The organism is Fulvivirga sp. M361 (genome assembly GCF_007097395.1).
In the GTDB taxonomy this organism is placed as follows: Bacteria; Bacteroidota; Bacteroidia; order Cytophagales; family Cyclobacteriaceae; genus Fulvivirga.
Genome location: NZ_VKDC01000006.1, coordinates 476,744 through 496,830, shown reverse-complemented (window position 1 = coordinate 496,830; position 20,087 = coordinate 476,744). Strand labels below are relative to the sequence as shown.

The following is a 20,087-nucleotide window of genomic DNA, read 5'->3' as shown; positions in this document are numbered from 1 at the left end:
AAGAAAGAAGGGCTATCATATGCCCCCCTTGTTATTCAAGCAATTGAAGGGTTATTCAATCCCAACACCGCGCCATACCGAAGTGTAGTATGTGGGAAGCATGTCCGCATCGAGAGGCCCGGTACCTCCAATCATAAAGATCTCATTGCCTTCTACAAATACGGCATGATTACTTCTGGCAGTAAAGTTACTTGGTAACACAAACGGATCATTCACATCTACTTCCGTCCACGTAGCTCCATCTTCAGAAACCCACATATCAGCATATTGTACAGGATCGGTCCCGTCAGATCCCTCTCCTCCTATTAGAAACAGTTTGTCATTAAATGCAAATACGCCAGCTGATTTTCGGGCGGTAAATGCTGCAGCCGCGGTTTCCTGGGTCCATGATGCTCCGTCTGATGAGCTCCATACATCATTGAGCAATATACCTCCGGCATCAACTCCGCCAATGATGTACATTTTACCATTAAATACGATTGCTGACGGAGCTGTTCTTGCATCAAAACCCGCATCTGCTGTTACCTGGGTCCAGGTTGTGCCATTTGACGAACTCCAGACATCATTCACAGGACTACCAAGAGCGCCGAATGATCCCGGACTATTCCCTCCAATCACCCACAACTTATCATCAAACGTCAGAGCTGAAACAGCTTCTCGTTGTGAAAAGCCATCTTCAATAAAGTGACGTATCCAGTTTAAGCCATCTTCCGAGCTCCAAACATCTTTTGTCGGATCATCAAATGGAAGGCTTCCATCTTCATTTTGTCTTCCTTTCAGAAACCCGGCTATTGACCATAATTTATTATCAAAAGTCGTAAGCGCAATGCTTCTACCATAAGGAAATGGGTAGCCTTCCTCTTCATCGGCATAGTTAAACTGGTCATCTACTGCATTTTCTAACACCCAGGTTTCTCCACCATCAATAGAACTGTAGGCTTCCATTTGATCTGCGCCAAAACCACTGCCTTTGGTAAAAAGGTACACCCAAAGTTTACCTCCGAACGAAGTTGCCCTGGTAATTTCAAAGGCCGACCATTGTTCATTTGCGATTTGATTCCAGGATACAGTTTCAGGATCAATTTTGGAAACATTAACAGTAACTACATAATTTTTTTCTGTGACTCCATCTTCTGCCAGCACCTTATACGTTACCGGGTTGCTAAAGTCATTCACAGTGGTCCCACTTATTTGTTCTGTGCCATTTACGATTATTGTGGTAAGATCTATGGCCTCAAATTTTGCGGTCAGAGCGGTTATATCTGTTCCAAAAGGTAAGCTATCAGCGCCTACATTGGCGATGGTAAGTGACGATTCATCCACATCAAAGTTCACCGTATATTCTTCGAGACCATAAGAAAGTATACCGGTAAGATTACTTAGAGGTGCTTCATCATCTGAACAGGAAATGAGGGTAGTGAGTAAAAGTAGTGCAACAAAATTACAAGCGATTGTTAAAAGTTTCTTCATATCAATTAGTTTAGTTTCACTATGATTTCCATCATATACAGATTCCATTTATCAGTATATGATCTTCCTTTCTTATAAATTCCAGTGGGGGGCTTTCATTTGTCTTAATTGTCATCAGGATTTCATCAAGACTTTTACCGGCGTATTCACCGTTAAAAGTTTGCTGTCCGAGGCATCCGCTCACTGTGATATCAACACCATACCATCTCTCCAGCTTCTTGATCATTTCAACCGAATCAGCATTGTTAAAATAGATCACACCCTCCTTCCAGGCAGACACTTCTTTCTGGTCAAAATCTTCCCCTTTGCTCAGAGTATCTTCATCTTTATTGAAGGCTAAATATTCGTTGTCTCTGACGGTAATTGCAGGCCTTAATTTTGTTAGAGGAATGGTTTTGGGTTTATATAGTTTGAGTAGACGTTTATCACCCGTAACTTCGGCTTGGCCTTCCAAAACAGACACAACTACTTCTTCATCTTCCGGAAAAGCAGAAATATTAAAGGAAGATTGTGAGGCCCTGGCCTTAACATTTCCCGCAAAAATGGTTACCTCACTGTCTGATGAAATATCAAAATGAGCTTGGCCTTCAAGGTAAACAGGTTTATTACTGGCAAACTTTACAGGATAGCTAATAGTACTTCCGGCACTTAAGGTTACTTTCGAACCATCGTTAAAAGTGAATACAGACGGATTTCCTTTTTGAATGTGTTTTGTGATATAGGCATCCTCTTTCGTCTGATCATAGAAAAAGAGGACTAGTGATAAAGAAGCAACCAGTAACAAAGAGGCAGCTACCTTCATCCAGGGTTTAAGTCGGATAACTTTAGGTTGACTGTTAATTTTCTTTTGCAATTCTCCGAAGCTACGTTCGAACGTATCCTCCACAGGAAAATCATCTTCATTAATGCTCATCCAGTCCTGCTCTATCTTATGAAGCATGTTTTTATCAGACCTGTCTTTCATCCATTGCAAAACCTTGCCCTCTTCTTCAGCAGTACATTTTCCTTTAAAAAATTTTTCTAATAATTCCTTCGTCACCTTCGTTTTCATTGGTCGTTGATTATAGTTACACACAGTGAGAACCATGCACCTACTTTGTGCCTGAATATTTTTTATGAAGAAAATTATGTGGAGTGCTTTTGCCTAATAAAAGTACCTTATTGATTGCCTTTGTAGATTATTTCGGCGGTATGTCTGAGGTAATGTTTTAAAAACTTCAGACACTTATTCATTTGGTTTTCAACTGTACTCTTGGATATGTTAAGCGATTCAGCGATTTCCTGATTGCTCATTCCTGATTCCCGACTTAGCTTAAAAATGTTTTTCCTCTTGGGAGGTAATTGCTCTATGGCTTCGGAGGCTATCTTTTCTAGATCTAAATAGATAACTGACTTTTCAGTATCATTGTGAGAAAAATCGGAGCTGTCTAAGTCAGAAAGATAGGCCCTTTTATATGCACTTTTTCTAATCCCATTAAAGATCAAATTTTTGGCTATCGTTATTAAGTAGGAGTTAAAAGAATAGGCAGGATTTAACTCCTTTCTTTTCTGCCATACTTTAAAAAAAACATCCTGAACAATCTCTGAACTTTCGTCTTCGGATAGTTGATATTTCCGGCCCAGATAGTATAGTTTTCTTCCATAATAATCATATAAAGTTTTGAATGCTCGCTGATCTCCGGAACTTAATTTCCTCACTAATTCTTGTGTAATATTTGGATCAAATTTGTTCAAACAGGATGACTTTTTGAAAAAGTTATACTTCGTGCCATATTATAAAGTAAGTTGATTTTTTCTTTAAAATAAAAATCAGAGGTTATTACTATTCTTAACTAAATATAATTATTTGAAGGTGGCGGATAGGTGTAAAATACATTACGCGTGTACTACTAAGTAGGTGAATCAAATCATTTTAATTCCATTTCAGTGTCTTAGGCAACCAAAATCGAAATACAACAACACACTTTTAATAAATATGAAAAATCTGTTATATGCATCTGAAATAATACTATTCATAACGTGCATATTTTTTTTCAATCAAGGAAATTCTCAAACATTTACTAATGTAAGTGGATCTTCAGGCATCAGTCACAGCCACATATCTTCCAATCTTTTCGGTGGTGGTGTTGCCATTTTTGACTATAACAATGATGGCTTTGAAGATATCTATTTGACCGGTGGCACAAGGCAAAATAAGCTCTATCGAAATATAGGGGACGGTACATTTGAAGATGTGAGTGGAATGGCCGGTATTGTGCTCAAAGAAACGATAAAAACTTCAGGAGTAATTGCAGGAGATATCAATAATAATGGACTGGTAGATCTTTTCGTGACTACTGAAAGTTTACGCCCCAATTTACTCTACATTAACCAGGGAAACGGGACTTTCCTGGAACGATCAAATGAGGCAGGAATAACAGGCAATGTATGGAGTACGGGAGCAGCGTTTTCAGACGTTAACCGGGATGGCCTGCTCGATATTTATGTTGTTAATTATATTAAGGAGACAAAGCTGATCCGAAATATAAATGGCGAGGTGATTGGCTTTGATCATGGTTGTTACGCGGATCAATTTTATATTAATAATGGTGATGGAACCTTTACTGAATCAGCCGCTTCTTTTGGGATTGATAATGAAGGCTGTGGGCTGGCTGTGGCTTTTACCGATTATAACCATGATACGAAACCTGACATTTACATTGCGAACGATTTTGGCGGGTGGCTCACCCCTAACACGCTATATGAAAATCAATATCCTCAAACCACTTTTCACGATAAGAGTAAATCATCAGGTCTGAATGCCCGTATTTATGGTATGGGCATTGCTGTAGGAGACATCAACAATGATGGAAAATTTGATTACTACTCTACAAACCTGGGTAAAAACGTCCTTTACGAAAATCAAAATGACAACACCTTTAAAGACATCACAGACATTGCAGGCGTGGGCAATGAATTTGAGGGTGATCTTTTCTCAACCAGCTGGGGAGCCAACTTTTTCGACTACGACTTAGACGGGTACCAGGATCTGTTTGTGGCCAACGGTCATACACCAGCCGCTTCGTTCATTAAAAACGCAGAAAAAGACCCTAACAAATTATTCAAAAATTCAGGAGACAATACATTTGAAGATGTCTCTGAAAATGAAGGTGTTGCTGACTATGGTATTGCAAGAGGAAGTGCCACATTTGACTACGACAATGATGGTGACATGGATCTTATTATAACCAGTCTATCCAGAAGTTCAGGTGCCATTAATAACACATTGCTTTATAATAACAACCTGTCTACATCAAATCACTGGCTGAAAATCAAGTTGGAAGGTACGACAAGTAATAGAAGTGCCATTGGATCAAAGGTGGTTGTTTATCAACAGGATAATCTTCAGATAAGAGAACTATCGGGTGGCTCAGGTCATGCCTCTCATAACTCAAGCATCTTACACTTTGGTTTGGGGAGTAGCCAGCTCATAGATTCAATAAAGGTGATATGGCCCGGTATCCATACTCAGGTATTTAAAAATTTTGAGGCGAACGAATCCTACCATATTCTGGAAGGAAGTGATAAGGTCCGCATCATCGGATGTATGCAAACCGGTAATGACTACTACAATCCAAAAGCTTCTTATAACAATGGCTGTAAAGTATCAACGATAACATCAATCATCGATGAACAATGGGAAGATCCTGATTTCACTATATTTCCCAATCCAATATTAACTCAGGGAACAGTACGCTTCAATAGAATTGCGGGAGAACGGAATATATCGCTTATCATTTTTGATGCACATGGCAGAGTTGTATATCAACATCTCGATTTACCTGATGCTACTATCATTAAAAAAGACGGATTAAGTTCAGGTAGTTATTTTTATAAAGCCTATAGTGCTCTAAGAATTCTGGGTATTGGCCGATTAATGATCCAGGATTAACAATTACAAGTTCCCGGATAGGTGTAAAACACAATTCAGGCGTATTACCAGGTGAGAAATAAGTTTAACCTGGATATAACATCTTGAAATGTTGACACGCAGTACCTGGTTAATTACCGTTAAACAACATCAGGAGCCGTTCTTTTAATTTATTCAATATTTCCTACCTAATGGCCTTTTCAAAATAGGTGTGACACCCGGATTAAGTGTATATACTTCATAACCAAACTTAACATGTAGGATGTTTATGACAACTGTCCATTTCAGATAACAGCCCATCAACAAATCTTCATAGATGTTAAAGTATATTATAAAATAAATTCTCGGAACAATTGAATAAAACAAACAAATTCAAAGGTATCATATTGGTTTTCATATTGATCTCAACTTTTGGTTTTACACAAGGAATAGAATTCTGTGGTGGAAGCTGGGAAGAAATCAAAGCCCTGGCTAAGAAAGAAAATAAGCTAATTTTTTTCGATGCCTATACGAGTTGGTGTGGTCCATGCAAATGGATGGACAAAAACACCTTTTTGGACAAGGAAACAGGTGAATTTTATAATAAAAATGTCATTCCCTTCAAACAGGATATGGAAAAAGGGGAAGGTCCTATGCTTTCAAAGAAATTCAGGATCACTCAATATCCCACTTATTTGTTCATAGATAAAAATGAAAAGGTGGTGCATAAAGGAAGTGGTGCCAAAGGGCCAAAGGCCTTTATAGCATTTGCAAAACAAGCCATTGATCCTACAATGCGTCTCGAAGGGTTGAAGGTACAGTACAAAGAGGGAAATCGCACCCCTGAGTTTATACGGAGGTATTTATTTGCCTTACGAGATGCAAGTGAACCCAGGAAAGAAATAATAGATTGGTATTTTAACTATACTACTGACGAAGAGTTACTAACAGCAGAAAATTTCGAGCTAATAAAAAAGATGGCCGGTAATCCTCTTCACCCAAAGTTTGTTTTCCTGGAAAAGAACCGGGTCAATTATGAAAAACTTGTAGGTGCAGAAGAAGTAGAAAAAACACTGTATGATGCTTACAATACCTTACTGGTCATGGCTATGTACTCAGACGATGTTGATCGCTGGGAAAAGGCTAAGATGCGTACACACAAATCAGGATTCGAAGATGCCGGTAAACTCGTTACAAGGGTCAGCATTTACTACCATGCGCGAAACAAAAACTGGGATAACTATGTGACCACCATTAACGACTACATTAATAATTATGATATAAGTGCGGGAGATATAGGGTACTATACGTTACAGGTGGCTAAGAATGATGCCATTACACGTAAAGATCACTGGACACTGGCTTTAGAGTGGATCAACCTTTCTATAAAAATGGAAAATAAATACCGCAACAATCACGCAAAAGCCGCCCTCCTTTTAAAAATGAACAAGCCTAAAAAAGCACTTAAATCAGCAAAGACTGCACTGTCACTCGCAACTGAGGAAGAGAAAGAAAAATCATATACTTCACCCACCATAGAACTGATTACAAAGATAAAAGGATCAGTCTGATGCAACGATATTTTTATCAACTCAAATAATTGAACCATGAAGATACTAAAGTCGATCGGCGTTTTATTTTGTTCTATAATGATACCCTATTTAGTCTCAGGGCAGGGACTAGAATTTGAAGAAGGGACGTGGAATGAAATAAAGAAGCTGGCAAAAGCATCTGACAAACTGATCTTTTTTGATGCTAATACAAGTTGGTGCGGGCCCTGCAAATGGATGGTCAAAAACACATTTACCGACGAAAAAGTAGGGAAGTTTTACAAAGAGAATTTCATATCCTATGAACTGGATATGGAAAAAGGAGAAGGCATAGAACTAGCCAAAGAATTTGAGATCAAAGCTTATCCAACATTACTTTTCTTAAACAGTGATGGCGAGATAGTACACAGAACAACTGGTGCTCTCGATGCAGAAAAATTCCTTGCCCTGGGAAAAATTGCTGCAGACCCTGAAAAGAACTTTGCCGGAATGGTGAAACGCTATAAAAACGGTGATCGCTCAAGACCATTTATCAGGGAGTATATGTCAAGTCAAAAAGAAGCCGGAAAGTCAGTGCAAGAGGTTTTAGACTGGTACTTTTATCAATTACCGGATAGTGAACTACTGACCAAAGAGAATTTTGAAGTCATCAATAAGCATGTCAACCGCTCCGGTCATCCCCAGTTCGTATTCCTTCTGGAAAACAGGGAGGCATATGAAAACATCACCTCAGAAAAAGAAGTAAATGATAAAATCTATAATGTATATCGTTCCAGTCTTTTTAATGCACTATACTCCAATGATTCCTTACAATGGGAAATGAAAAAATCAGAAGTTAAGGCTTCATCGATTGATGATCCGGACAAGCTTTTGGCTTATGCTGATATCTATTACTTCTCGAGAAAGAAGGATTGGACATCTTATGTAAAAGTAGTGGACCATTATGTGACGACATATGATACCGGCAATTGGCAATCACTTAATGCATATGCTTGGCAGGTATATAAAAACAAAAATATAACAGATAAATCATCCCTGAAGTTGGCCTTATCATGGGTTAATCGCTCTATCAAACTTAAAACTTGCTATGCCAATAACGACACCAAAGCTGCACTACTTCATAAAATGGGAGATAACAAAGGAGCGTTAAAGGCGGCTACTAAAGCCATTTCAATCGCTGAACCTTCTGAGAATACCTCTGAAACAAAGAAATTAATCTCTCTAATCTCTATGCAATAGTTGGTTATGAAAGCTAATGGAAACAGCGCGAGTTTGGTTCAAATTTCTACTATACAAAATACAAATAAATAATTGATTATCAATCAAATACAAAAAAGTTATTAACAATTTTGCTGTACCGGGATGGCAAACCGATGCTCAATCCGCCTGCCGGCTATACGTCAGATAGTGATGAGTACGCTGAATTTTTGGAATGTGGATCAAAGTCATTCAAAAAGCTATAGATTTGAGCTTTACAAGAAACTCAAAAATAAGATTACAACAACCAAAGGCCATGTTATTTACATTTTACAGATCGCATATTGAACTTAATAAAAAGCTAAAGAACAAAAGAGGAATAATGAAAAAACTAAAACTGACATGGGTGCTATGTGTGTTTGGTACGCTTACCCTAACCGCCCAGGAAAGACCTCAATTGCTTGATCCTGATATTCGATATGGGGTACTGGAGAATGGCATGACTTATTATATCCTTCATAATGAAGAGCCAAAAGACAGAGCTAGTTTCTACCTGGTTCAGAATGTAGGTGCTATACTGGAAGAAGATCACCAGAATGGGCTGGCACATATGCTTGAGCATCTTGCTTTCAACGGGTCTGATAACTTCAAAGGTAAAGGGGTTAAAGATTTCCTCGAAAGACAGGGTGTGCAATTTGGGAAAAATATCAATGCTTATACCAATACAGATGAAACCGTGTACAACTTCAGTAATGTACCCACAGGAAACCCCGACGTGATGGATTCCTGTGTGTTGATTTTGCACGACTGGTCCGGTTCGCTGACATTGGCAGGTGAAGAAATCGATGCAGAACGGGGCGTGATCAAAGAGGAATGGAGAACAAGAAACAACGCAGGAAGGCGTATGTCAAAAAAATTAGCGCCAATCACTTATTATGAGTCCAAGTATGCCATCAGAGATGTGATCGGTGATATGGATGTTGTAGAAAACAGCCCTTATAGTGCGATCCGTTCTTTTTATAAAAAGTGGTATCGCCCGGACTTGCAGGCAGTTGTGATCGTTGGCGATTTTGATTCGGACAAAATGGAGGAACGTGTTAAGAGAATACTCTCCGGAATTGGTGCTCCAAATGATCCTGCTAAAAGGTTAGAATACCCTGTTGGTGATAATGAAGGTATTATCTATGATTTTGCTACCGATGAAGAAGCACAGTACGTGCAATTCACCATCATGATCAAGCACCCCACTACTAAGAGGGAGAATAGAGATATTGACTACTTGCGCGATGACCTTTTGACGTCGTTGCACAGATCTATCATGGCCGAGAGATTGAACAATATCCAGCAAAAACCCCATACACCCTTTAAGGGCGCGCAAATAGGATACTACAATTTTGTAAGGACCTCGGATGTCTTTTATATGGGTGGAGCTAAACCTGATCATAAGGATGTATTGGGGGCTATGAAGGCATTGCTTATCGAAAATGAGCGGGTAAAAAGACATGGCTTCACTCCTACTGAATTGGAAAGAGCTAAAATAAAAATGTTAACTGCTTACGAAGAGGCATTCAAAAACCGAAAGGAAGTGAGTAATGACAGGTTAGCAAGAAGTATCCAAAATCATTATTTAGTAGGTGAGCCAAAGCCGGGAGTAGCCTTTGAGCTGGACTTTGTGAAGAATGAATTACCAAAAATCACTGTGGGAGAAGTTGGCATTTTAGCCAAAAAATGGAGCACAGAGGATAATGTGACTGTTAAAATCACCGGTCCTAAAAATGTGGATTTTGAATATCCATCCAAAGAGCAAATTGAAGGAATATTCAAAGAAGTGAAAAAAGAGCCTGTTGAAGTATTTGTGGACCATGTAGTAAGTAGTCCTTTGGTTGCCAATGAACTCACTCCCGGGAAAACTGTAGCTACAGCCACTCTAAATGGGTTGGAAGCCAAAGAATATACATTGAGTAACGGAGCAAAAGTGGTGGTCTACCCTACCGATAAAAATGAAAACCAGATCCTGTTTAATGCTTACAGTCGAGGAGGTATGTCTTTACTTGCAGATGACGCCTTGCCAACCGCCAGTGCAACAGCTCAGATCGCTGATGAAAGCGGCATTGGTGAACATAATTTAGAAAATTTAAAAAAACTGCTGGTAGGCAAACAAGTTAGCATTTGGGCGCGGATCAGTCAATTTTCAGAAGGATTAAACGGGTCGTCTACACCAAAGGATATTGAAACCCTGATGAAGTTAATTTACCTGACTTTTGAAGCACCTCGTTTTGATAGGGAAAGCTATGAAACCGTAGTGGCCAACATGAAGCTACGCCTTAAAAATGCTGCTACAAACCCTCAAAAGATTATGAGAGATTCGATTTTAGTAACCATGTCCGGAGATAACCTATCGAGAAGACCCATTCAGAGCCTTGAATTTGTAGATAATATTGCTTTTGAGAAAGTAGAAGGAATTTACCGTGACAGGATCAGTAACGCGGGAGACTTTGTCTTTGCTTTTGTTGGGGCCATTGATGAAGCCTCCTTCATTCCGTTAGTAGAAAAATACATCGGAGCTATTTCCGATAACGGGAGAAGAGAACATTGGAAAGATGACGGGGTTCGTCCGCATGGTAATGGATACATAAAAATGTTTTCGCAGCCCATGGAAGTTTCGAAGCAGACGAATTTTATAAAATACCAGGGGGAAGCAAAATATTCAAGAGAATCCGCCATGGTATTAGCCATAGCTAAAGGAATACTTTCACAACGATACTTTGAAACCATAAGAGAACAGGAAGGAGGAAGCTACGGGGTGAGCGTCTACAATTCATTCTCCAGCATTCCTTATGATAGTTATAGTCTCACCATGTATTTTGACTGTAATCCTGATAAAGCGGATAAACTCGTTGGAATTATTCATGCAGAAATGAAGAACCTTCTGGACAACGGCCCGAAAGAAGAAGATTACAAAAAAGCTGTAGAAGAAATGATCAAAAGCCGGGAGCAGTCGTTAGAGCAAAATAATACATTCCTTTCCGGAATCATTAATCAATATCAAATTGGATATAATACAGCGCTATCAGAAAATTATGAAACTATTTTAAACAAAATGACCATTGAGAAATTCACAAAGAAATTGAGGGATATCATGAATACCAGCAATACTGTAAGTGTTATTATGAAACCTGAGTAAAATATCAGCTCGTCAGTATAGGTCTCGGTGCAGACCTTGTGTCAGCAGATGGAGTAACTTCTACCCTATAAGGAAACTTCTTCTTCACTCTTACCTTGATTCGGCAGTGACGATAAGTGGTAATGGTCTTTTCTGAAATGGTCATCCCGAACTCATACTCTGATGTTGATTTTCTTGGCATTGATTAACTTGTTGTGTCATTTTTTTTGAATAATATTATCGCGAGTTTTTTGGATTTAAACCTATTAACCGTATTAGCAAACGTCTTTAGGAAGCTTTTGGGTAGGGTTTCGTGTTGAAAAGCTGGAGCAATCTCCTCAAACAGGGAGGATGCCACCTCTTTACCTACTCTTATGCCCGCAAAAAGCATGGTGACAAGAAATGTTTTATATTCGGATTTACATTAATATTAAGTTCACTATCTCATGGATATTAAACTGAAAGACATGAAAAAAACATTACTTTTTTCTCTTTTAATCTACTTGCTAACTGTTGGTTATTCTTCCAGTGCCCAGCATACTGTGGCCAGAATGTGGAATGAAGTGCTTTTGGAGGGTATTCGAAATGATTTCGCCAGACCTACGGTTCATGCCCGTAACTTGTTCCATATTTCTGCGGCCATGTATGACTGCTGGTCGGTATATGACCCCGGGTCAGTCAATTTTTTTCTGGGAAGAAGTATAGGAGGGTTTAAGATTGATTTTGATGGAGTTTCTTTGCCTTCAAACATTGCTGAAGCACAAAAAGAAGCTTTAAGCTATGCCTCTTACAGACTTATTACCCACCGATTCAAAAATTCTCCCGGTTCAGTAGAAACGAATACCCTGGCAAACGATTTAATGATTACGTTAGGCTATAATATCAACGAGGAATCGCAGGATTACACTTCCGGTTCGCCTGCAGCTTTGGGAAATTATTTGGCAGCAAAAATAATCGAATTTGGACTTCAGGACGGCTCAAATGAAGTAGATGAATATGAAAACCTGTTTTATGAACCTGCCAACGTCCCCATGGTTGTCGCCAAACCAGGCAGCCAGAATATAACGGACCCTAATCGGTGGCAACCATTGGCTTTTGACGTGTTTATAGACCAGGCAGGAAATGAGATCCCAGGGGAAATCCCGGAGTTTTTAAGCCCTGAATGGGGAAATACCGTTCCATTTTCATTGACAGAAGAAGATGCTATCACCTATGATAAAGATGGAGTAGAATATAAGGTCTATCATGATCCGGGTGCACCAGCTTATATCAACCCTGCCAACAATGCTGCTTCAGACGATTATAAATGGGGATTTAACCTGGTTTCAATCTGGTCTTCCCACCTGGACCCATCGGATGGGATAATGTGGGATATTTCTCCCGGTGGTATCGGAAACCTTAATATTTCAGACTTTCCAACTACTATAGCCGGACTCAAAGCGTTTTATAATCAAATAGAAGGAGGAGATCCTGGTAGCGGGTATACGATAAACCCCAAAACAGGACAACCTTACCCGGAGCAACTTGTTTCGCGTGGCGATTATGGCCGTGTATTAGCAGAGTTTTGGGCCGATGGGCCAGACTCAGAAACACCTCCGGGCCATTGGTTCACTATTCTGAACTACGTAAATGATCACCCTGAGCTCGTCAAGAAGTTTAAGGGACAAGGCGATGTGATGGACGATTTGGAATGGGACGTCAAGAGTTACTTTATGCTTGGTGGCGCTATGCATGATGCCGCTATTAGTGCATGGGGAATCAAAGGGTATTACGACTATATCAGGCCCATTTCAGCCATCCGATACATGGCGGATAAAGGGCAGGCTTCAGACCCTGCTAAAATGAATTATAATGAAGCGGGTGTACCATTGGTAGAAGGATATATTGAATTAGTGGAAGAAGGTGACCCTCTTGCCGGATCGATGAATGAAAATGTTGGGAAAATAAAGTTGCTGGCATGGAAGGGACCTGATTTTATCGTCGACCCTAAAGTAGATGAAGCCGGAGTCGGATGGATACTGGCCGAGAATTGGTGGCCTTACCAGCGACCTACTTTTGTTACCCCTCCTTTTGCCGGATATGTTTCAGGTCACTCCACTTATTCGAGAGCTGCCGCTGAGGTACTGTCCTTATTTACCGGAGATGAATATTTCCCCGGAGGAGTAGGTGAGTTTATCGCTGCTAAAAATGAGTTTCTTGTTTTTGAAGAGGGGCCCAGTGAAGATATAATACTTCAATGGGCGAAGTACTATGATGCCTCCGATCAGTGTAGCTTGTCCCGCATATGGGGAGGTATACATCCTCCGGTTGATGATATTCCCGGCAGGTTGATAGGCGAAAAGGTTGGAAAAAATGCTTTTGAATATGGTGAAAAATTCTTCGATGGCACCATTGTAAGCATAGAAAGAGATCTGGAAGGAGCATTTAGTCTGTATCCCAATCCTGTATCCGGAGGGTCATTTATACATTTGACTGATATGGATCCGTTACCGTTGAAAAAAGTTCATCTCGTCAGTGCCAACGGACAAAATATTGACCTCTCCTACCAGTTTACAACAAGTCAGCCGTCAAATTCCATCAAAATAAAACTGCCACATTTACCAAAAGGTATTTATGTTTTGAGATTATTATCTGAGGACAATTCATTTTCCAGAAGGTTAAGTATTTTGGATTAAACGTAATTCATTATAGAAGATCAAAAGCAAGTATGATCTCTCCTGACTTCCGCAACCTAAATTCAATGATTTCATAACTTACTAATTATTATACTTTTAAGTTTTCATTCTGTCTTAATAGGGTGTTCCAACGGTTATTTGTGTAAGTTTTTGGGCGTTTGTTTGTGAAAAAGCTAACAAAGGCTGTCTTAGATAAAAGTGAGATTTTTGCATTGGATGATTTAATTTCAGCTAATGGAAATATTGAAAAACTGGATTGATTTCTATCGAAATGTTTCCCCCGCTGGCGGGGGCCAGGGGGTGGATCTTCACATAACTCTAAACATAAACCCAAATAATATGACCAACCAAAACAATAGTCATTGCAACAAGAAGCTTCAGCCATTCGCCAAAGCGCTAAGATCAGATATGACTAAGGCTGAAGCGTGCTTATGGAAGTATGTGTTGAAAGCAAGAATGATGAAGAGATACCAATTCCGCAGACAAAGGCCTGTTCTAAACTATATCGACGATTTTATGTGTAAGGAGTTAAATCTCATTATAGAAGTTGATGGAATTACACATACCTACCAGGGTATAGCTCTAAACGACAAGAAGAGAACCTCAGACCTCGAAAAACATGGTTTCACGGTTTTGAAGTATACTGATGAAGAAGTGCTACAGCAAATAGATCGAGTTTTCAGTAGCATTGCGAGTTGAATTGAAAAACATGCCAAAGCTCCACCCACTGGCCCCCGCCAGCTGGGGAAAATCATAACGCAGACATATCGGTTTAAAGTAATGGGTGTCCCAGTGTGGAAGTCAGGAAAGAAGTTCATCTCGTCAGTGCCAACGGATACAATATTGACCTCTCCTACCAGTTTACAACAAGTCAGCCGTCAAATTCCATCAAAATAAAACTGCCACATTTACCAAAAGGCATTTATGTTTTAAGGTTGATATTAGATGACAATTCATTTTCCAGAAGGTTAAGTGTTTTGGATTAAATGTTAATTTATCGTCGCGATGGCGTCAAGAGTAAAAGAAAGTATCCTCTCTGTCTTTTATTTTTCTCGTCGTCGCGGACACAGTTGCGCTGGCCAAAGCACGGTGTGAAGCGATCCCACAATCAGAAAACGTGAGCAGAAGATACAACGTTAACGAAAAAGGGATGTCCCGGTAATACCTCATATTAAACACTGCCATCTCACTGCTGCCATCATCAACACGGTCTCATTCAAATGAGTCCAGTTTTTCAAAATGCAGATATCCTAAATGATCGTATGTTGATTGTTTTGCACGTGTTCAGTTTTTGTCCAGTTGACTTTCTTCGAGTTTTAAGTTTTTATTAAAATATTGACAGCGTAACCGATGACCAAAGTGAATAACCAACGGCCGATGGATAGTCACTTATGGGTTAATTATTTTCAAATCCAAACATTAAAACTATGTCAATAAAAAAATTTACTCAAGTAAACATTACAAAAAACGACCTCCTAAGCCAGTCAAAAAGAATCTCTTGTAACTGGCCTCTTTGACGCTTTCATACTACTTAACCTGAACCTTATTCATCGGGATTTTCTAACCTCAGAAGTTAGTTGACCCGGTTTTAAGAACAACGAAAATTTAAAGAACAATGAAACAAATAATATATATAACGTTTGTGCTCGTTTATTTCAGTAATGGTGTTAAAGCACAAGACTGGAACGGAATACCTGTTCCCGCAAATGCCGGAGCCGGCAAAGTATGGCAACTCCAATCAGACATTTCAGATAATTTTAACTACACATTTAATCCTACCTCAAATGTTGCCACATTTGGTAATAAGTGGACCAACTTCTATCACAATTCTTGGGAAGGCCCCGGCCCTACGATATGGAGAAGAGATCACACTGCGGTATCCGGAGGTGTTCTAAACATTTGGGCATCCCGGGCAAATGGAGAAATGAAATCATTTGACGCGGATTGTAATGGAGATGGAACTTCAGAGACCTGGAACCTTCCCGCTACCCGAGCCGGGTGTATTACCTCTACAAGAAGGGTGAAATATCCTGTCTTTGTAGAAGCCCGTGTCAAAATTGCCAATGCTGTTATGGCTTCGGATGTCTGGCTACTCAGCCCTGATGATACCCAGGAAATTGACATTTTGGAAGCTTACGGTGGTAAAGCACAGCGCAATGACTGGCTGTCAAGACGATTGCACTTAAGCCATCATGTATTTATTCGTAACCCTTTCCTGGATTACCAACCCAGGGATGCCAGCACGTGGTACACAAGAAGCGACGTAACTTATTGGACAGATGCATGGCATCGTATCGGGGTATACTGGAAAAGTCCCACTCACCTGGAGTACTATGTAGACGGTCAGTTGGTCAAGGTCATGGACAATCTGGACAACGTAAATGGCAAGGACGGAATTGACCCTTTAAATATCACCTCCCCAACACGCCAGGCCTATAACAGAACGGGTCTTAACAAAGAGATGGACATTATTATCAACATGGAAGACCAGAATTGGAACGCCTGTCAGGGTCGCACACCTACCAACGATGAGATCACAAACTTCGACAACCATAATTTCACCGTAGATTGGATCCGTGTATACAAACCTGTAGACTCTCCAGGCGGTCCTGGTTCCTCCTTAATCATTGAAGCAGAAAGTTTTGGTGCCACAGGAGGCACCTACCACGATGGAGTAGTACCTTTAGGAGCGAACAAAGCGGGTAACATCATCAATTATGTGAATGGGGGTGATTGGATGGATTACAATGTGGTCATCCCCGAAGATGGGGCTTATGAGGTAGTTTATCAATATGCTACTCCTGCTGACAATCGTACCGTTCAGTTTTCAGTTTCAGGGACCCCGTTTTTCACCACCACACTACCCAACACCGGAAGTTGGAGTACCTATCAAAACCAAACCGCCGGTCAAACCGCTAATTTTACAGCAGGTAACCACATCATTCGATTGACCGGAGGAAGCGCAGACTGGCAGTGGAACCTTGATAAAGTGATACTGACAAGGAAAGGAGCTATGAACATCCGAATCGCTGATTACAAAACTTCTTCTGACCCTTTTGATATGAGCGGGGTGTCCATATATCCAAACCCTACAGAAGGCGTATTGCATATTCAGGGGTTGCAAGAGGGCCATCAGTCATTATCTATCCTTGATCCTTCAGGCAAAAAAGTATTGAGCGTAACTATCGATGTATACAAAGGGCAGGCACAACTAGAGGTGGAAACCTTACGGTCCGGTGTTTATTACCTGCTGGCAGCAGAAAAGGAAATAAGATTCGTCATCGAATAAGGTAAAAGTACCGTTATCTTAATGTGAGAAACCACTCTGGTTTTTGGAAAGCTTCATCGAAAACCTATGACCAGGGTGGTTTGGCATTCCACAGCTGTGGCAAGGTCTCGAATTTCCTGCTAAGAGAGTAGAGACCACCTGGCATCTAACCTTTTAAGTAATTCCTGAAAAGAAATATCAAAATCTGTTCCCATTAAATTTCTATATTCCAGGCAAAACGAATCGTACGCATGCTTAGCTTGTCCTTTTTTCCCGGAATTGTAAAGGGCCGAACATTTGATGGCTATAGCTTCATCGTTTATGCTGTCATGTTTTAGCAGACATTTAGCCATAGAATAAAGCAGATCATAGTCAGGTTCCTTTTCATAGATACGCTCGGCCAGCAAAAGAAATACTTCAATGAGCAGGTTTGAAAAGTCTTCCTTGAATACATCTATCCATTCATTTTGAACATCAGGGAGCAATTTTCCTACGGAAGCGATTGCAATGACTCTATGAATTTCATTAACCGGTAATTCTGTTGATTGTTGTATTTTTTTGAGTAAATACATGACCTCAATGTAATCGCAGTACAACTCCTGTTGGAGGTTGATTTTCCAGAATGTACCCTCCTTTGACAATTCAATACAACCAACGCCTTCCAGTAGTGGCCTGAGTTTACTCATATTCACATTTCGATTGTTCCGGGCACTATCTCCTGATTTATCAAACCATAGTGTTTCATTGAGTATTTGAGAGGATACTCCTTTCCCGTTTTTAAAAGAATTCAGGAATATCAGCAGAAATAATTCTTTCAGTGTAGGAGTAAAATGACTGGTAATAACCTGCCCTGATTTATCAAAGACCTGGAATCCTGCAAACAAATAGAAAGCTGACCGTTTTTGATCTTCTGCTGGTTTTTGTGAATTAAAAGCTACGTCATAACTGGCTACAGGAGTTGTTTGAGAGGGTGATGAAAGCGCTGTTCTCTTCTTTTTCCTCCTGTTCCAAAATATGGATAACATAAGTATAGTTATTGATGACAGGGAGATCAGGATCCAAAGCTTTGACCTGGAATTAAGCAAATTTCCCTCCTGGTAAACCTCCCTGGCTAATAAAGGCGGGCAGGCTAACGAATAAAGGTTCATCTCGGAGTTGTAGACCGTAACAGCGATCAGTTCTGATTTTGTTTTATTCATATAGAGATTACACCAGGATTTTGTATCGAGAAATTTATAGGGTATGGAATCTCCAAATACCTGTTTTTCAGGAGCATCAAGCCCAAAGCTGACAAGCTTGAGGGAAGTATCAAAATAATTACTGTTGTACAATAATGTTAGAAATTTTCCCGAGGTCGAATCAAAGAGCAGATCGTTACAAGGCACAAAACCTGAAGTGTTTTTAGCAGACCAGCGTTTATCAACAGACAGTTTTTCAATATCAACAGTATACAAGTCGTAGTAGAATTCAGGTGAAAGTTCCTGCCTCCCCGATTTACTTCCATACCCACCGAAAATCAAAACATTACTTTTATCAAGAAATCCTATGCCGCTTAAGTATCTGGGAGAGATTTTTTTACTGACATCAAGCTTTTCCCATAGTTCTTTTTGAGGATGAAAACGGTTAAATATACTTTTATAAGTGTAATGGCCGTATCCACCAAAAGTGATCAAAGAGGAGTCGTATGGTGAAATAAACCTGTTATGATGCCATAAATCAGGCTCAGCACAACTGGTATCCGATTCAGACCATTTTCGAGAGGCAAAATCAAACCTGTTTACATAGTTCTTATTAAAGTCATAGGACCAGAGTTCGTTGGAATAGGCATAATAAAAAATATGATTGTTTAGACAATGGAAGGGTGTTCCACCCAGGTATTTGAGCGTATCTAACTTATCGGAATCGGTGGAATAGCTGTATAAAACCTCATCATCTGCAAAAAAGATCTCTCCAGTGGCCTTATTTTGTGCTACACCAATTAAGTTATTGAACATTATTCTTTTCCGATGACGCCATTGGGTGTGCCTGTCAATCAACCAAGAAGGGTTCAACACCTCTGCCGGAGCATGAGCCACCTCATCATAAACATTCTGCTCTCCATGCCTGTACAATTTCCAATGTCTGTAGAGTTTTTGTTTGTCATCGTATAAGCGGACGTCTTTCAACGTCATAGGGGCCACATCTGAGTTGAGAAATGAGGTATAATTACAAGCTCCAAAAACGATATTGAGATGAGACAGGTCCAACTGACCATCGAATGTCTTTACTTGTTTATGATTATTGAGCGAAAGAGAAATTTGCGCATTGTGAGGGTCAACATGAAATTCAACTTTCATCCATTGATCAAATCCACCATTAGGAATATCTTTCCACTGATATGAAATAAGTGTGGTGTCTTTTAATATCAACCAAAAATTAACGGAATCCGCACCCAGATTGGAAACCAGGTCAATATTATTTTTTGTATCGATCATGCGGAATACATAGCCGTAATAGCCATCACCCGACCTAAAGTTTGCATCAAATGTTAAGGTAAACCCATTGGAAAGATCAAAAGCCTCATCTGCTGTAAGGTTAAGTGAAGTGCGTTTGTCTTTAATAACTTCGTACGAAGAAAAGTAAAGTCCTGACCAAAGTGCGTCCTGGGCCCTGACAGCATCAGAGATAAAAAATAAGATAAGCAGGAAAGGTACCTTCATTTTCATGACAGATCGGGTCTTGTTCTCTGAAAGTGGTTAAAAAAATTCTTCAGATGTATAGATTGTGCTGTTAAAAAACCCTGTTTCCGTTGTTAGAGAATGAATATAAAATTTATATCCATGAAATGCAATATGTAATGGATTCTTGTCTTTTTGACTTCTTGAAAAGGAATATT

The 20,087-nt window shown here is 39.8% G+C and carries 11 protein-coding genes; 7 read left to right on the top strand and 4 right to left on the bottom strand.

Annotated elements, in window-relative coordinates:
* Positions 1-51: 51 nt before the first annotated feature.
* The 3 genes from FNH22_RS09030 to FNH22_RS09020 form a co-directional block, all read right to left on the bottom strand.
* Positions 52-1,470 (bottom strand): DUF6242 domain-containing protein, encoded by a 1,419-nt coding sequence (locus tag FNH22_RS09030; RefSeq protein ID WP_185154142.1) that lies wholly within the window; start codon positions 1,468-1,470, stop codon positions 52-54.
* A gap of 31 nt (positions 1,471-1,501) precedes the next feature.
* Entirely contained in the window at positions 1,502-2,521 is a 1,020-nt protein-coding gene (locus FNH22_RS09025; protein ID WP_185154141.1) for a FecR family protein, read from the bottom strand.
* Positions 2,522-2,628: 107 nt separating this feature from the next.
* Positions 2,629-3,204: an RNA polymerase sigma-70 factor gene (locus FNH22_RS09020; protein ID WP_143398026.1), complete on the bottom strand. Its 576-nt coding sequence runs from the start codon at positions 3,202-3,204 to the stop codon at positions 2,629-2,631.
* A gap of 241 nt (positions 3,205-3,445) precedes the next feature.
* Here FNH22_RS09020 and FNH22_RS09015 point away from each other — a divergent pair, with 241 nt between their 5' ends.
* From FNH22_RS09015 to FNH22_RS08985, 7 genes are all read left to right on the top strand, one after another.
* Entirely contained in the window at positions 3,446-5,401 is a 1,956-nt protein-coding gene (locus FNH22_RS09015; protein WP_143398025.1) for an FG-GAP-like repeat-containing protein, read from the top strand.
* Between the two features lie 332 nt (positions 5,402-5,733).
* Complete coding sequence (locus FNH22_RS09010; protein ID WP_143398024.1) at positions 5,734-6,930, top strand: thioredoxin family protein; 1,197 nt, start codon at positions 5,734-5,736, stop codon at positions 6,928-6,930.
* 36 nt (positions 6,931-6,966) lie between these two features.
* Complete coding sequence (locus tag FNH22_RS09005; protein WP_143398023.1) at positions 6,967-8,148, top strand: thioredoxin family protein; 1,182 nt, start codon at positions 6,967-6,969, stop codon at positions 8,146-8,148.
* 340 nt (positions 8,149-8,488) lie between these two features.
* Positions 8,489-11,290 (top strand): pitrilysin family protein, encoded by a 2,802-nt coding sequence (locus FNH22_RS09000; protein WP_185154140.1) that lies wholly within the window; start codon positions 8,489-8,491, stop codon positions 11,288-11,290.
* Between the two features lie 446 nt (positions 11,291-11,736).
* Positions 11,737-13,944, top strand: a complete 2,208-nt coding sequence (locus FNH22_RS08995; protein WP_143398021.1) for a DUF6851 domain-containing protein — start codon at positions 11,737-11,739, stop codon at positions 13,942-13,944.
* Positions 13,945-14,178: 234 nt separating this feature from the next.
* Positions 14,179-14,643, top strand: a complete 465-nt coding sequence (locus tag FNH22_RS08990; RefSeq protein WP_255518014.1) for an endonuclease domain-containing protein — start codon at positions 14,179-14,181, stop codon at positions 14,641-14,643.
* Positions 14,644-15,559: 916 nt separating this feature from the next.
* A complete protein-coding gene (locus tag FNH22_RS08985; protein WP_143398020.1) occupies positions 15,560-17,233 on the top strand; it encodes a carbohydrate-binding protein in 1,674 nt (557 codons plus the stop codon).
* Positions 17,234-17,352: 119 nt separating this feature from the next.
* On the opposite strand, the gene FNH22_RS08980 is transcribed toward FNH22_RS08985, so the two are convergent.
* Positions 17,353-19,917, bottom strand: a complete 2,565-nt coding sequence (locus FNH22_RS08980) for a hypothetical protein (protein WP_143398019.1) — start codon at positions 19,915-19,917, stop codon at positions 17,353-17,355.
* Positions 19,918-20,087: the final 170 nt, after the last annotated feature.

Bases quoted from the DNA above. Each gene is read 5' to 3' on its own strand.
- FNH22_RS09030 (WP_185154142.1), bottom strand. From the start codon at position 1,470: ATGAAGAAACTTTTAACAATCGCTTGTAATTTTGTTGCACTACTTTTA.
- FNH22_RS09025 (WP_185154141.1), bottom strand. From the start codon at position 2,521: ATGAAAACGAAGGTGACGAAGGAATTATTAGAAAAATTTTTTAAAGGA.
- FNH22_RS09015 (WP_143398025.1), top strand. From the start codon at position 3,446: ATGAAAAATCTGTTATATGCATCTGAAATAATACTATTCATAACGTGC.
- FNH22_RS09005 (WP_143398023.1), top strand. From the start codon at position 6,967: ATGAAGATACTAAAGTCGATCGGCGTTTTATTTTGTTCTATAATGATA.
- FNH22_RS09000 (WP_185154140.1), top strand. From the start codon at position 8,489: ATGAAAAAACTAAAACTGACATGGGTGCTATGTGTGTTTGGTACGCTT.
- FNH22_RS08995 (WP_143398021.1), top strand. From the start codon at position 11,737: ATGAAAAAAACATTACTTTTTTCTCTTTTAATCTACTTGCTAACTGTT.
- FNH22_RS08990 (WP_255518014.1), top strand. From the start codon at position 14,179: ATGGAAATATTGAAAAACTGGATTGATTTCTATCGAAATGTTTCCCCC.
- FNH22_RS08985 (WP_143398020.1), top strand. From the start codon at position 15,560: ATGAAACAAATAATATATATAACGTTTGTGCTCGTTTATTTCAGTAAT.
- FNH22_RS08980 (WP_143398019.1), bottom strand. From the start codon at position 19,917: ATGAAAATGAAGGTACCTTTCCTGCTTATCTTATTTTTTATCTCTGAT.